General features: G+C 57.3%; 12 protein-coding genes. 7 read left to right on the top strand and 5 right to left on the bottom strand.

Annotated features, from left to right (window positions below):
- Positions 1–3 precede the first annotated feature (3 nt).
- Both VGK27_07340 and VGK27_07335 read left to right on the top strand, forming a co-directional pair.
- Positions 4–1,233 (top strand): hypothetical protein, encoded by a 1,230-nt coding sequence (locus VGK27_07340; protein ID HEY3489919.1) that lies wholly within the window; start codon positions 4–6, stop codon positions 1,231–1,233.
- Positions 1,234–1,513: 280 nt separating this feature from the next.
- Positions 1,514–1,912, top strand: coding sequence for a hypothetical protein (locus tag VGK27_07335; GenBank protein HEY3489918.1), 399 nt, complete (start codon positions 1,514–1,516; stop codon positions 1,910–1,912).
- A 37-nt stretch (positions 1,913–1,949) separates the two neighbouring features.
- On the opposite strand, the gene VGK27_07330 is transcribed toward VGK27_07335, so the two are convergent.
- The 5 genes from VGK27_07330 to VGK27_07310 form a co-directional block, all read right to left on the bottom strand.
- The gene (locus VGK27_07330) at positions 1,950–2,192 is read right to left on the bottom strand and encodes a hypothetical protein (GenBank protein HEY3489917.1); all 243 of its coding nucleotides are present in this window, start codon (positions 2,190–2,192) and stop codon (positions 1,950–1,952) included.
- Positions 2,193–2,311: 119 nt separating this feature from the next.
- Entirely contained in the window at positions 2,312–4,474 is a 2,163-nt protein-coding gene (locus tag VGK27_07325; protein HEY3489916.1) for a phage/plasmid primase, P4 family, read from the bottom strand.
- 337 nt (positions 4,475–4,811) lie between these two features.
- Positions 4,812–5,033 carry a helix-turn-helix domain-containing protein gene (locus VGK27_07320; protein HEY3489915.1) on the bottom strand — a complete coding sequence of 74 codons (222 nt, stop codon included), beginning with the start codon at positions 5,031–5,033 and terminating at the stop codon, positions 4,812–4,814.
- A 93-nt stretch (positions 5,034–5,126) separates the two neighbouring features.
- Positions 5,127–5,810 carry a hypothetical protein gene (locus VGK27_07315; GenBank protein HEY3489914.1) on the bottom strand — a complete coding sequence of 228 codons (684 nt, stop codon included), beginning with the start codon at positions 5,808–5,810 and terminating at the stop codon, positions 5,127–5,129.
- A 201-nt stretch (positions 5,811–6,011) separates the two neighbouring features.
- The gene (locus tag VGK27_07310) at positions 6,012–7,196 is read right to left on the bottom strand and encodes a site-specific integrase (protein ID HEY3489913.1); all 1,185 of its coding nucleotides are present in this window, start codon (positions 7,194–7,196) and stop codon (positions 6,012–6,014) included.
- 476 nt (positions 7,197–7,672) lie between these two features.
- On the opposite strand from VGK27_07310, the gene VGK27_07305 reads away from it, so the two are divergent.
- The 5 genes from VGK27_07305 to VGK27_07285 are packed head-to-tail and all read left to right on the top strand — an operon-like array spanning position 7,673 to position 14,150.
- Complete coding sequence (locus VGK27_07305; GenBank protein ID HEY3489912.1) at positions 7,673–7,936, top strand: type II toxin-antitoxin system prevent-host-death family antitoxin; 264 nt, start codon at positions 7,673–7,675, stop codon at positions 7,934–7,936.
- Entirely contained in the window at positions 7,933–8,370 is a 438-nt protein-coding gene (locus tag VGK27_07300; protein HEY3489911.1) for a type II toxin-antitoxin system VapC family toxin, read from the top strand. The genes VGK27_07305 and VGK27_07300 overlap by 4 nt, the downstream gene beginning before the upstream one ends.
- A 28-nt stretch (positions 8,371–8,398) precedes the next feature.
- Positions 8,399–9,631, top strand: a complete 1,233-nt coding sequence (locus tag VGK27_07295; protein ID HEY3489910.1) for an exonuclease SbcCD subunit D C-terminal domain-containing protein — start codon at positions 8,399–8,401, stop codon at positions 9,629–9,631.
- On the top strand, positions 9,628–13,302 hold the full coding sequence (locus tag VGK27_07290) for an AAA family ATPase (GenBank protein ID HEY3489909.1): 3,675 nt from the start codon (positions 9,628–9,630) through the stop codon (positions 13,300–13,302). Before VGK27_07295 ends, VGK27_07290 begins: the two co-directional genes overlap by 4 nt.
- On the top strand, positions 13,299–14,150 hold the full coding sequence (locus VGK27_07285) for a DUF1848 family protein (GenBank protein ID HEY3489908.1): 852 nt from the start codon (positions 13,299–13,301) through the stop codon (positions 14,148–14,150). Before VGK27_07290 ends, VGK27_07285 begins: the two co-directional genes overlap by 4 nt.
- Positions 14,151–14,183: the final 33 nt, after the last annotated feature.

Genomic DNA, 14,183 nt, shown 5'->3' with positions numbered 1-14,183 from the left:
TATATGAACATACTTATTATTGAAGACAACCATGATAAACTCGCAAACTTAATAAGAGTTCTTACGTCTGTTGAAGGCGTCGATGAAGGTGACATCTGTTATGTCCTTGATATACATTCCGCAAAAACAAAATTAAGAGAAAAACACTATGACTTAATGATGTTAGACATTGCGGTACCTAATCGATTGGGAACTGATATAGAACCCGATGCTGGAATAAAGCTATTGGATGAAATATTTGAAAGAGATGGGTATGTCATTCCCGCGAATATTATAGGGATTACGGCTTATTCAGATATTTATAATATCGCTAAAGTAGCAATGGATCAGCGATTAATAATGATTATGCAATACGATGAAAGCTCTGAATCTTGGGAAGATCGTCTTAGAAATAGGACTCAGCAAATATTATTATCAAAACAATGTGAACGCTTAGATACAAAAAATGAATCTTTTTTAGTCATTGTTTGTGCTCTTGAAAACCCTGAGTTGTCAAGTGTTAAACAGATTCCATGGAATTGGAAGCAAATAGTAATACCTAATGATTCAGCAATTATATTTCAAGGGGAGATTAAGCACAACGAAAAATTATTTAAGGTATATGCAGCATCAGCTACTCGGACTGGTCTTCCGTATTCAGCCATACTCGCGACCAAATTAATAAATCTATTTAAGCCCATTTATATAGGAATGACGGGTATAACCGCGGGAATTGCGGGGAAAACAAAATATGGAGACATTATTATCGCCGATCCATCTTGGGATTGGGGAAGTGGTAAATGGGTGATTAAAGATGGGAAATTGTCATTTTCATCTGCTCCATATCAAATATCACTCAACCCCAATTTGAGAGGCGCTATAAGAAAATTTGTACTAGAAAAAGGATTATTCCAGAAAATTAAAAGCGATTGGCCATCCGATGCTCCAGATCATGAATTAAATATTTACCGAGGACCATTGGCCTCTGGGGCATCCGTGCTTGCTGATGGAGTTACTGCAGAACGTATTAAAGAACAGCACAGGGAAATATTAGGGATAGAAATGGAAACCTATAGTATCTTTGCTGCTGCTGAAGAAGCAGCATCTCCACACCCTATAGCATTTTCTATGAAATCTGTTGTTGATTATGCTGATCCATCAAAAATGGACAGCTATCAAAAATACTCTGCATATACTAGCGCACAAGCAATGAGGCATTTTGTTGAAAAACACCTTGTTGCTGAAATATCTTAAACAAAGAATTCGTTTGCTAGTTTATTTCGATAGTTTTATTTTCCAAATTACGCAATATTTCTTTTATCATGATACAATTATTGTTCAAAATGTGCATGCTAAGTGATGGACTGCTGCAAAATCAATTGATCGTGATGGGTACGCGTTTCTTTTGGTATATTTTATTGACTCGGTAAAATATATTACGTAGTATGGTAAATATTGTTAATCTAGATTAAAGATAATGATGATGTGTTTGGTTATAATTGTCGTCTTATTATATTGCTATCAGGAGTAACGTATGATTATATATGAAAAACCAAATAATTCACCTAAAGGGCTTGACCTTGACACTGCCATTGGATACCGTGAGAAAGGATTATCTTACGCGGAAATAGGAAAGATCATGGGGGCCTCGAAACAATCCATTCATGAATTACTGGTGAGGAATGGGATCGACCTCGGAACGGTGGCGTCTTTCAGATCGAATCGCGGGGCAATTCTAGCAGCAAAGCAAAAAATGTTACTCGACAACCTGACGGACGCGGATATAAAAAAAATGGCCCCGCGTGATAGAGTTCTCGGTTTCGGCATCTTATTCGACAAGGAGCGGTTGGAAACGGGGAAATCGACCGCGAACCTTTCGGGCCTGATGCAGATCGCTCAAAAGGTGGACATCCGGGAGAGCGGTCAGGTTTAGCCCATCATTCCTTCATTATTTCGTTCAACGTCATATCTTACATTTCGTCTGTTCCCATCATCAACCCATCCATGTCGGCCTGTCGGTCGTCCGCTCGCAGCGCCGCTTCACGCAGGGAACGCACCTCGCCGACGCTCGAATCCGTTGCTGGTGCCTCAAGGCATCGTCCGCAACAACGGTGCGCCTTATCCCCTTCGGTCTTGTCCTGTATCGCTTGATAGAATCCGGAACCGATTGCCGCTTGCATCGCCTTATCGGGCCGGGGGTGTCGTTTCGCCATCGTCGTAATCCTCCCTTGAACCGCGATGAACCGCGACACAGAGCATTGCGGCCCATACTTTAATCATGTGCTAGATAAATCTTTACCTTCCGACCATCCTGCAATGCTTAAACCGCGGTTCATTGCGGTTCAGTCCCTACGTCGGGCCGAAAACGGATGCCGCTATACTGCCGATTCAGTCCGTGCGGCCTCCGAACTTCAATCCGGGGGATCGCCGTCCGGATGTCGCGCCCGAAGGTTTGAGCCGTTCCCGCGTGATCGCGCCCCTGCTCCTTGCACCATTTCCCCCATCCTTCGAATAGTTGCTCGCAACTGACCATTGCGCCAGGAGTCAATTCGCAACGTTGTCGAATGAATGCCGAGATAGGGGACGAAAGTTCTTCGAGTTCCTGCATCGCGTCGCGGCTGGATTCAGGGATGATGAAGCGCCCGCGTTCCTTGAGCCGTCGCCATCCGGCAAGCGCCCAATTCAGGATGCCGGAAAGTTCCGTAAGCAGTCGATCTGTCAGCCCGGTATCTTCCTTGTCGAAGAACGATTCTTTGAGCGTGAGGATTACGAACCGCGAAGTCAGCGCGCCCGAAACGTCCGCGATGCGGGGAAGTTCATTCGAGACGATCAGGAAGCGCACTGAAAGCCGTCGAGTCAGCGCCGGTAGGAATTTCCGATCAATCGTTTGGGCATCCTCTCCGGAAATCGTTAGCAATCGTTCGGCAAGGGCGGCTTGGTCAGTCCGCCCGCCCAGCCGTGCATCTTCGATGATTGCCGCCGATTTATCGACAAGGGGAGCAAGCCCGAATTGTCCGCCGATGCTCGAAAGGGTAGGATGCGCCACGTTTTCAGGCCCGAGCATAGCGGATAGAATGCGCGTGATCGTACCTTTACCGGCTCGTTTCGGACCAACGATCAAAAAAAGTTTTTGGTATCGCGTCTCCGGCGTCAACAACAGCCCGAAGATTTCTTGCAGCGTCTCCCGTGCGTCGATGTCTTCATCCCACAGTTCGTCAAGAAACGATTTCCAATGAGGACAAGTTGCCACGGGGTCGAAGTCGAAGGGAACCGCGTTTGCGTTGAAAAAGCGGGGCGTGTGCGGAGACAGTTCTCCCGTGGGAATGTGCAGCAGACCGTTATTGCACGCGACGATTTCGGACGCGAGCGGAAGGTCTTCGACTTTCCTTTCCGTCCACGCCGGGGGAGCCAGGTCCGGGGGAATGTAGGCGTGGGATTTCAGCGCCTCAAGTACGTCTCCCGTTGTGGAGCGGGTCGGCTTGAATTGCTTGTCGCCTTCGACCATGGATTCCGCAAGGAAGGCCCACAGCCGCGCCCTGATGCCGCCATCGTCGGCTTCGGGCCAATGCGTCCCGGTCCACTGGCGGAACACGCCGCCGAAATGATTAAGGGTCCGCCCTTCGGAGTGGGCGTGCTCTGCTTCAAGGAAGATTCTCGCGTTGTCGTATGGATCGCGGCGGTCAAGCACGCGGGGGGAGGTTCCATCGTCTCCCTCGCTCATGGCGTCGGTGTTGCCTTTCCCGGTAGCGTCTATTTCTTCTACGTTCGATGCTAGGGGAGCCGCTTTGCAGAGTTTAATGAACAGCCCCCGGAATCCCTCCGGGTCGTCGCAGTAGAGGTCGTTCACGTCCTTCCCGTCCGGCATCGGGATAATGCGGCAGCGCGTCAGCCCGATCATCCTTGCGGTTTTTATCGCCCCATCCCGCCCCGCGGTGTCGCCATCGTACGCAATAAAGACAGTTCCGGCATCGGCAAGCGCCGCGGCCCATTCGGGCTCAAATGTTCCAGCGCCAACCGGGACTCCGACGATGCGAGCTTCCGGCGATGCCTGCAACAGTGTCAGGGCGTCTATTTCACCTTCCGCGACAAAGACGGTTTTCCCCGCCGCATCTTTCAGGCAATCGACGTTGAACAGTGTAGATGTCGCGCCCGCTGGTTCCCGCCGGAAGGTCTTTTCCGTCGGCGGAAGGGTGCGCCACTTAATCAGGTGGGGTGAGCCGTCCTTGAAAGTGGGGAAGCCGATACAGCCGGTCCCGTCCGTCGTCGTCTTGTAGCCGATCCGGAAGCGTTCGCACGTCTCGCGGTCGATTCCCCGCGTCTCCATGTACGCCAACGCATCATGAGTCGAAAGGAAGGCGCTGTGATACTTGTCCACGTCTGGCGGGGAAGGCGGAGCAACGGGGGCCAGGGCGGGCTTGATTTTTGTCGGCCTCGATACCGGGAACACGTTGCGGCGGCTTCCGTTCCAATCTGATTCGGGCATTATGTCTTTCATCGTTAGCCCCATCGCTTCGACTATTGATTCATTCGGACATCCGGCCCGACAACAGAGCAATACGCGCCCGTCGTTCCCTTCCTTTACGTCGAGGGAGGGGTTACGGTCCCAATGCGCCGGGCATCGTGCCCGATACTGTCCAGCCGCCGGGGTCCATTTCGCATCGGGGAGACGATCCAAAACGCGGGCAAGGGGCGTCATCATTCCCCCTTGAGCCATGGACCCAGCACATGCCACAGCAGGGCACATGTTGAACGGATTCGCGGTGTGGCGGGCGGTAGGGCGTTCCATTCGTCCGTGACGCGGGCTAGCAGCGCCGCCTTAATTCGCGCCCGCATCATTCAGCGCCGCTGGGGGTGACAATTCCGTCGGTGATCCATGCTTGCAGGTCTGAATGCCGGTAGCGGATCGCGCCCCGAATGCGTCCAGCGCCCCGGAGGACGATGTAACGCGGCCCGCGTGACTGGCTCCGGAGGTTCGACAGCGTTTTCGGGGACAGGTTGAGAAATTCGGCGGCTTGCGGGGCAGTGAGCAGATTCAGCGTTTGATTCGTGTCCATCTTGAGCCCTCCCGTGTATAGAGGTAATTTGACACGGGATTATCGGATAAACGGGGACGTAGGGCCGGGGTTTGTGTCCCCTGTTTCAGCCCGCTATTTGAGCGGATTCAAGCGGAGTTTTCTGTAAAGCTTGCCGTCGGAATCTTTATAAATGTCCACGACGGCACGCTTGCGGAGTCTGGTAAGAGCCCTCTTGACAGCTTCCGGGTCTGTATCGTCCCCATACGTTGCCGACAGGAAAAAGGCGATAACATCTTTGAACGACGCCACACCCGGAGCCACCCCAAATTTTCGCCTCAACCTGAAGTCGAGCGAAAGCGTAAGGAAATTCCTTCGGTAGTCTTCTTGGCGGCCTTGGCGTTTGGGGGCAAGGAACCCGTTCGCGACAGAACAGACCATCTTGAAACAAAGGTCGTGCATTCTCGGATCGTCGGTGGTCGAGTATGTTTCCTTGGCCCGTTTTAGCGTCAAAGCAGGATCGGGAACGGTGGCCCATTCGACGCATTCGCGGATCATACCGAAAAGGTTGATCCCGTCGCCGCTGTCCGTGTCGAATCTTCGGAAATATCGGGTGTCGGTCGATCCGTGGCTGTTTTCGAGCATAAGATATCGTAGCGCCTCCCCTACTTCATGGTGGCCAAGTATTCTTAGGGCTTGCGTCTGAATGTCGGCGGGCATGCTGTCGCGGATTAGCTTGGAGACGGGGGTGAAAACTTCTTCTTCCCAATATCGGCGGGACAACCGCGGGAGTTGATTGTCCTTGATCGGCCTAGGCATTGTCCGCACCCTCCATGCGGCCTCAAGATGATCCGGGGAAACGGGGTGAGGGTGCCCCGCTAGTTGGCCCGTTGGCCTATCCTCGAAAGGCGGATTTTCTAATTCGCAGCCATTGCTGCCTTGATCTGATTATGGGCGTCCAGCCCGAATCTATCATCTGCTCCCGGTTTCGCACAAATTCGCCTTGAGAGTGACGTTTATTTATTCCCCTGATTCAACTGCCACTGGAGCCGTAGCGCCCGCCACAATGCGTCCCATGACGTTCGATGCGCGCTTGATCGAATCATCACGAAGGTGGGCGTAACGCTGTGTCATGAGGGGTGATTTGTGCGTGAGCAATTTTTGCAGCGTGAATAGGTCCACTTCACCACTCGATGCCAGGTGACTGGCAAACGTATGCCGTAGACCGTGAAGGGGGCGGAAGTCGGCAGGGAGCCCCGCCGCATCGCGAATGTCTTTAGCCGACGCGCCAACCTGCTTCAACCCGATCATGCCGCCCATCTCGCCGGTGAAGACGTAGGGGCTTCCCTTGACGTGCGGGATCGTTTTGACCAGTTCGAGTGTCGGGTCGTTCATCGGTATTTTCTGGTCAGTCCCGCCTTTGGGGTCGCGGATATGGATAAATCCTCGGTCGTCGTCAACGTCAACCCACTTCAACCCGCGTATTTCCGCCCGTCTCATGCCGGTGAACAGCGCGAGCAACTGGAACGCGCCCGCTTGTGAGTCTTTCCATTCGCGGCAGGTTTTAACGTATTGCGACATCTGCGTTTCGGTCATGTCCTCGGTCTTTTGCTTTGATCCCTTCGGCAGTTCGATGGTGAACGAGAGCCCTTCGCACAACCCGCTTTTCTTGCCGAAAAACTCAATGCGTCGGAGAAGCGTTAGGACGGATACCACGGTGGACACGGCAAGGGGTTTCTTCCCTCGCTTGCCCTTGACCAACGTGCTAGACAAGCGCCGAACAGAAAGAGGGTCGATGTCCTTTGGTTCGATGTCGCCGAAGGGGGCTTTAATATGGACGTTGTATCGGCTGTTATCCTTCACGACGCCTTTCTTGTCAGCGTTGACTTTCTTCCACTCGGTCCACAGACGATCAATTGTCCATCGCCCGGTTTCTGCCGTCCGTGCTTCGCGCTCTGCTTCACGTTTGCCCTCGTTGGTCGGAGCCTTGCCTTCTATTTTTCGGGACCGGATCGCGGCTGCGCGGGCGGGTGTCATGCTGTCGCGTCTGGCCCGCCCTGCCTTTTCCTCGGTCCATTTCCCGCCGACACGGTAGCCGATGTAATAGATGCGTTCGGGTTTCCCGTCGAGCCCGGTCCCCACGATGTGCCAGACGCCGGGATAGTCTGTCTTGGTTCTTTCAAGTTTCATCTTGCCGCCCGGCATTGTATCCTCCTTCGCAGGGGTGCTCGTGTAACTCCCAGCACTACTCCCAGCACAAAGTTAGGATATCGAATGCCGTTAAGGGAATCAACGAGAAATATATATGCATATATATCGATTAGTTACGCATGCAGTGGAATGTGGGGAATTGGTGGGAATATGGGTAGTTCGCCTTTACACGGCGAATGTCGCAGGTTCGAGCCCTGTTCCGCCTACCATCCATTAAATCAAGGGGTTACGGGTGATTCCGTGGCCCCTTGTTTGCGTTTGGGAAACGTCGCCCCACCACTATCCCCAACATGCAACCTGGAAAATCCGCGGACAGAAATCACTTGTGAGAGGTGTCGCCAAGAATGAGACAGATGGAGAGCACTAATAATTTTAAGTCGAGCGGACGAAAGCGGTTTAATCGCGGAAGAGAATGGCGGCAAAGGTGGTCACTATGTATAATATGAAGTGACTACAAGTGTAAGGGGGCAATGATGATCGCAGTCGGCATCAAGGAATTGAAGGCCCATTTAAGCAGCTACGTCGACAGGGTGAAAGGTGGCGAGGAAGTCATCATTACCGACCGGGGGCACGAGATTGCCTTGGTTGTTCCCATATCGCGGGAGCGGCGTGTCGTTACGACGATGATGGAACACGGTCGAGTCCGTTGGAGTGGCGGTAAGCCGACCGGCGCCTCCGGAATCCGGGCGAAAGGCATTCCGGTCTCCGAGACCGTCCTCTCGGATCGGCGTTGATCCTTTATCTCGACACCAGTGCCCTGGTGAAGCTTTACGTCGACGAGGAGCAAAGCGACAAGGTTCGCGAATGGGTAGCGGAAGCAGAGATCGTTGCGACTTGCAAGGTGGCCCTTCCCGAGGCGATGTCCGCATTCGCCAGGAGACACAAGGCGAAGGAATTATCTCTCAGTGAGTTTCGCAGACTGAAGGATGCCTTGAGCGCTGATTGGGGGCACTACGCGGTCGTCGATTTCGACGAGATGGACGCCGCGCAACTCGCCATAAAGCATATTCTGCGGGGATTCGACGCGGTTCATCTGGCGGCTGCTCTGTTACTGAAACGTCAGGACGAAAATACTCACTTCGGATTTGTATCTTTCGATGGACGGCAAAACGCCGCAGCGAAGGCGGAAGGTTGCCGAGAGCCGGCCATTCCAAAGAGGGCCGATTAAACTCCTCTCTTGTGGGGTGCCAAATTAAATGTTTATTCTTCACACATCCGACTGGCACATCGGCCGGGCGCTCTACGGACGTAAACGCTACGAGGAATTCGAGCGTTTCCTCGACTGGTTGATCGGCTGCATCGCCGACAAGGGCGTCGAGGCGCTTCTCGTTTCCGGCGATGTCTTCGACAACGGGACGCCGAGCAACCGGGCGCTCGAGATCTATTACCGCTTCCTGGTCCGCGTGGCCGGCGCCGGTTGCCGGCACGTCGTGGTCACGGGCGGCAATCACGATTCCCCCTCTTTCCTCAACGCGCCTCGCGAGGTGCTTCGTTTCCTGAACGTTCACGTGGTCGGCTGCATGACCGATGCCGCCGAGGACGAAGTGATCGTTTTGCGGGATGCCGCCGGGGAGCCGGAGATGATCGTGTGCGCCATTCCGTATCTGCGCGACCGCGATATCCGGACCGCCGAGGCCGGTGAAACCTTCGAAGACAAGGGGCGCAAGCTGATCGACGGCATTCGCGACCATTACCGGAAGGTGTGCGACGCGGCCGAAGCAAAACGGGTCGAGCTGGGCGGAAATGTCCCGATCGTCGCGATGGGGCACCTCTTCGCGGCGGGCAGCCGAACGGTCGACGGGGACGGCGTGCGCGAACTTTACGTGGGCAACCTCGGTCATGTCGGGGATGAGGTCTTCCCTGCTTGCATCGACTATCTGGCCCTTGGCCATCTGCACACGCCCCAGAAGATCGTCGGCTCGGAGCACCACCGCTATTCGGGCTCACCCATCCCGATGAGCTTCGGAGAGGCCGGGCAGCGCAAGGTGGTCGTGGTCGTGGAAACCGGAGATGCGGGCGTTACGGTCGAGGAAATCCCCGTTCCATGCTTCCAGTCGCTGGCTACGGTGCGCGGAGACTGGAAAGACATTGCCGAACGGATCGCCGGGATGAAGAAGGAATCCGCGTCGGTCTGGCTCGAAGTCATCTACGATGGCGACGAGCTGCTGGGCGACCTGCAGGAGCGGTTGCGCGCGCTGGTCGAGGGGACCGAGATCGAGATCCTCCGAACCCGGAACATGCGCCTGGTCGAGCGGACGCTGAGCGGGACGTCCACGGAAGAAACGTTGCACGACCTGGATGCGGACGAGGTCTTCGCTCGTTGCCTTGCCGTCCACGAGGTGCCGACGGATCAGCACGAAGAGTTGCTCGCCACGTTCCACGAAACCCTTCTCGCATTGCATGAAGACGACGCGCTGGGCGTGCCATGAGAATCCTGCGGCTTCGTTTCCGGAACCTGAATTCTCTGGCTGGCGAATGGGATATCGACTTCACCCATCCCGCCTACGTATCCAGCGGAATCTTCGCCATCACCGGTCCGACCGGTTCCGGGAAGACCACCGTCCTCGACGCGATCTGCCTTTCCCTTTATGGCCGGACCCCGCGCCTGAACCGGGTCAACCAGAGCGGCAACGAGATCATGTCGCGCCAGTTGGCCGACTGTTCGGCCGAGGTCGAGTTCGAAACCGCAAAGGGGCTTTTTCGCTGCCACTGGAGCCAGCACCGGGCGCGAAAGCAGGCCGACGGCAATTTGCAGGCGCCCCGTCACGAAATCGCCGAGGCGGCAACGGGACTGATCATCGAATCGAAGCTGACGGCCGTAGCCGGCAAGGTCGAGGAAGTGACCGGGATGGACTTCGACCGGTTCACCAGGTCCGTGCTGCTGGCGCAGGGCGGATTCGCCGCATTTCTCCAGGCGCGTCCGGACGAACGGGCTCCGATCCTGGAGCAGATCACCGGCACCGAGATCTACAGCCGGATTTCCGTGAAGGCCCACGAGCGAACTACCGAAGAGCGCCGGAAGCTGGACGTGCTTCGTGCCGACCTGTCCGGGATGCAGCTGCTCTCACCCGAAGAAGAGGAGCGTTTTCGAAGCGAGCAGACGGAAAAGGAGCGGGAAGAGGCGAATCTCACCGGATGGGTCCAGGCCATCGGAGAACAAAAGGCCTGGAAAGAACGGATCGAGACGCTCGAAACGGAAATCGCTCAGACCCGGCTGGCATGGCAATCATTTGAGCAGAAGAAGGAAAGTGGCGCCCCCCAACTCGAACAATTGGCTTGGGGCCGCCGTGCCTTGTCCCTCGATGGCGATCATGCGAACCTCGAGGGCGTCCGGAAACAGCAGCGCGTGGAGCAGGACGAATGGGCCGGCTCCGGCGATCGCCTCCTCGAGGTGCAACAGGCGTGTCAAGTTGCGGGGGTTGCGCTGGACAAGGCGGAAATCGGTCTTCAAGAGGCCCGTGCCGAGCAACTCCGCAAGGCCGAACCGATCCGCAGGACGCGGACGCTTGACCTCAAGCTCGACGAGGCGAGCTCGCAGCTTCGGGGAGGTGAGGACGAGATCGGAAGACTCGTAGGGCAGGGTGACGAGTACCGGGCGAAGATCGCGGCCGGCGAGGAACGGATCCGCGGGACGGGCTCCTCCTTGCAGGCTGTCGAGGTCTTTTTAAGTACGAATGGGGCGGATGCAGTGTTGGCGGAGACGCTGACGGGAATCGGGCAGCAGGTCAAGACCCTCAAGGCGCTCGGAGAGCAGGATTCCGCCAGGCGGGAGCAACTTGCCCGACAGATCGGGGTATGCGAAAGCGCCGAGCGAACGAAGTCGAAGGCCGAGGCCGATTTGAAGGCTGCCCTGGAGGCGGTCACAACGGCCGGGAACAGACTCGGGTCGATCCAGGCCGAATGCGAAAAGCTGCTGGGTGGGCGCGACCTCCCGCTTTGGCGTGCCGACGCCGAGGCGTACGCGACCCGGGAAAGCCGGTTGCAGGGCCTTCTCGATGCCGTGACGCGAGTCGGGGATCTCCGCAATAAACTCGAATCGGTGCGTGCAAGGCATGAAGCGCTTGAGCGATCGCGCGAGCGGCTTTCCCGGCAGGAAAAGGCACTGACCGATGAATGCGGGTTGCGTGAAACGGTGGCCTGCCAGTTACAGGACAAGGTCATCCTGCTGAACCGGGTCAAGACCCTGGAAGCGGAACGGGCGCAGCTCGTGGATGGGGTGCCCTGTCCCTTGTGCGGCGCCATCGATCATCCGTACGCCGTCGGAAACGTCCCTTGCCCCGATGAGGCGCAGCAGGCGCTGGCGCAGGCCCGCGACGAGGCGAGGGATGCAGCGAATCGTCTCTCTGCCGTCAAGGCGGAGGCGGCGGGTGTCGCCACGGGTCTCGAACAGGTCGAAAGAGAACGAAACGAATGCCTGGCGATGTTGGCTCGGGATGAAGCTTCGTGCACCGGAGCCTTGCTCGAGCTGAAGCTTGATATCGATGCCGCGGCTCGCCCCGACAGCCTACGGGCTGAGCTGGAATCGTGCCGGGAATCGCTGGCGGGCTGCCGGGACATCATCGGGCAGGTTGACGCGAAAGAAGCCGAAGCGCGGGAAGCGAAATCGGCGTACGACAAGGTAAAGGACGAGCTGGCCCGAAGGGATACGGCGCGCCAGACCGCCGCGATCGCCTCCGAAAATGCCGTGGGGGAACGCGAACGTCTCGAGCGGGAATCGGCAACTTTGAAGGACGATTTCGACCGTGCGCTGGCGGAAACGGAACGGGCCGTCGAGCCGTACGGTTGTCGGGGGATATCCCCGCAGAATGCCGACGAGATCCTCGAAGCCCTCACCGCCCGGCGCAACAGCTACGGAGAGCAGGTGGGGGAAAAGGAAACGCTCGAAAAGCGGTTGTCCGATCTCGGCAGCGAAGTGCAGACGCTGCGGGCCTTGCTTGCCGAGGCCGCAAGAAATCTGGGCGAGAAGGAAGCCCTTCGGTGCGAACAGTTGAAACGCCGGGGGGAATTGGCGACCCAGCGCCTGGCGCTGTTCGGAGATCGCAATCCCGACACCGAGGAAAAACGGCTGGCCGATGGAATCGAGCGGGCAGGCGGGCAACGGGAAGCGGCGTTGCAGGAGCGCAATCATCTTCAGGCGGAACTTGCCGGGTTGCAGGAGCGGATTCAGACGCTGGCCGCGACGATCGCGACGCGCGCATTGGAACTTGCCGAGCTTGAGGGGGGCTTCAAGCAGCGGATGTCCGACGCCGAATTTGCGGACGAAGCCGCTTTTCTGGAGGCACGTCTGTCTCCGGAGCGGCTCGATGCGCTCGCCGGCTTCGCCGACGCGCTGCTGCGGGAAGAGACCGAACTCCGGGCCCGCCTGGAAGACCGGGCGGCGACCTTGAAGGCGGAGCGGGAGAAAAACCTGACCCCGAAAACAGTCGATCAGATCGGGGAGGAGTACGCCGCGGTTTCACTGAAGTTGAACGAACTGCAGAAGGCGTTGGGCGCACTCGGAGAGAAGCTTCAGCAGCACCGGGGGCAGCAACAACTCCGTCAGGTCCGGTTGCAGGCCGCGGAAGCCCAGAAGATCGAATGCGCCCGATGGGAGCGCCTGCATGAATTGATCGGGTCGGCTGACGGGAAGAAGTTCCGCAATTTCGCCCAGGGGCTCACCTTCGAGATGATGGTTGGCCATGCCAACCGGCAGCTCGGGAAGATGAGCGACCGCTATATCCTGGTCCGGGACAGTCTTGAACCGCTTGAGCTCAACGTGCTCGACAACTACCAGGCCGGGGAAATCCGCTCGACCAAAAACCTCTCGGGCGGGGAGAGCTTCATCGTCAGCCTCGCACTGGCGCTCGGGTTATCGAACATGGCCAGCCGCAACGTGCGCGTGGATTCGTTGTTTTTGGATGAAGGGTTCGGAACCCTGGACGAGGATGCCCTGGAAACCGCCCTCGAGACCTTGTCGGGTTTGCAGCAGGACGGCAAGCTGATCGGGATCATCTCGCACGTCCCGGCGCTCAAGGAGCGCATCGGCACCCGGATCCTGGTGGAAGCCGGAAGTGCCGGACGCAGCACCCTTAGTGGCCCGGGATGCCGGCGAGTGGTTTGAGCCCCTATATCGTCAGCGCGTCGCGCCGCACGGACATCCCGCAGTTCTTTGGAGCGTGGTTCGCCGAACGGCGCCGCGCCGGCTTTTGCGAGGCCCGGAGCGTCTTCGGCCGGACCGACCGCATTTCGCTCCTGCCCGAAGATGTCCTCGGGTACCTGTTCTGGTCGAAGAACACGGCGCCGTTCGAAGGGGAGTTGGGCGACCTGCTGGCGGCGGGAACGCCGGTCGCCCTCCAGTTCACGATCAACGGATACGGCCCGGCCGTCGAGAAGAACATCCCCGGCCTCGACGTGACGATTCCCGCCTTCCTCCGCGCCTCGAAGATGCTGCCGTCCCCTTCGGCCATCCAGTGGCGGTACGATCCCGTCGTGGTCGCGGACGACTTCGACATCGATTGGCACCGGGCCAACTTTCGCCGGATCGCCGGCCGTCTCGCGGGCGCCACGCGCGTCTGCAACACCTCGATCGTCGAAGCCTATCGCAAGGTCGTTCGCCGAATGGGGGAGGGGGTGGCGTATCGCCTCCCGGAGGCGGGCCGCCACGAAGGCGTCGACCGGAAGCACCCGGGACTGCGTCGTGTCGGCGCGCCGGAAATCGCTTTGATGGCCGACCTCGCCCGGATTGCCGCTGAGCATGATATTACGCTTCGCGCCTGTTGCGATCCCGGGCTCGGGCTCCCGCCGGCGGTCTGCTGCGGCGCCGAACTTTTCGCAGACTACGGGATCGGTCCCCGGATCGTCATGCAGGCCTCAGCCCCGACCCGGCAGGGATGCCGCTGCATCAAGTCGCGGGACATCGGGACGGGAAACACTTGCCCGGGCGGATGCGATTACTGCTACGTGAGCTGATGTTGTAAGATAGTCCCGTTTTGCCGGACGACC

Source organism: Candidatus Deferrimicrobiaceae bacterium, assembly GCA_036504035.1.
Lineage (GTDB): Bacteria > Desulfobacterota > Deferrimicrobia > Deferrimicrobiales > Deferrimicrobiaceae > JANXPS01.
This window is presented reverse-complemented; position numbering and strand designations above follow the sequence as displayed.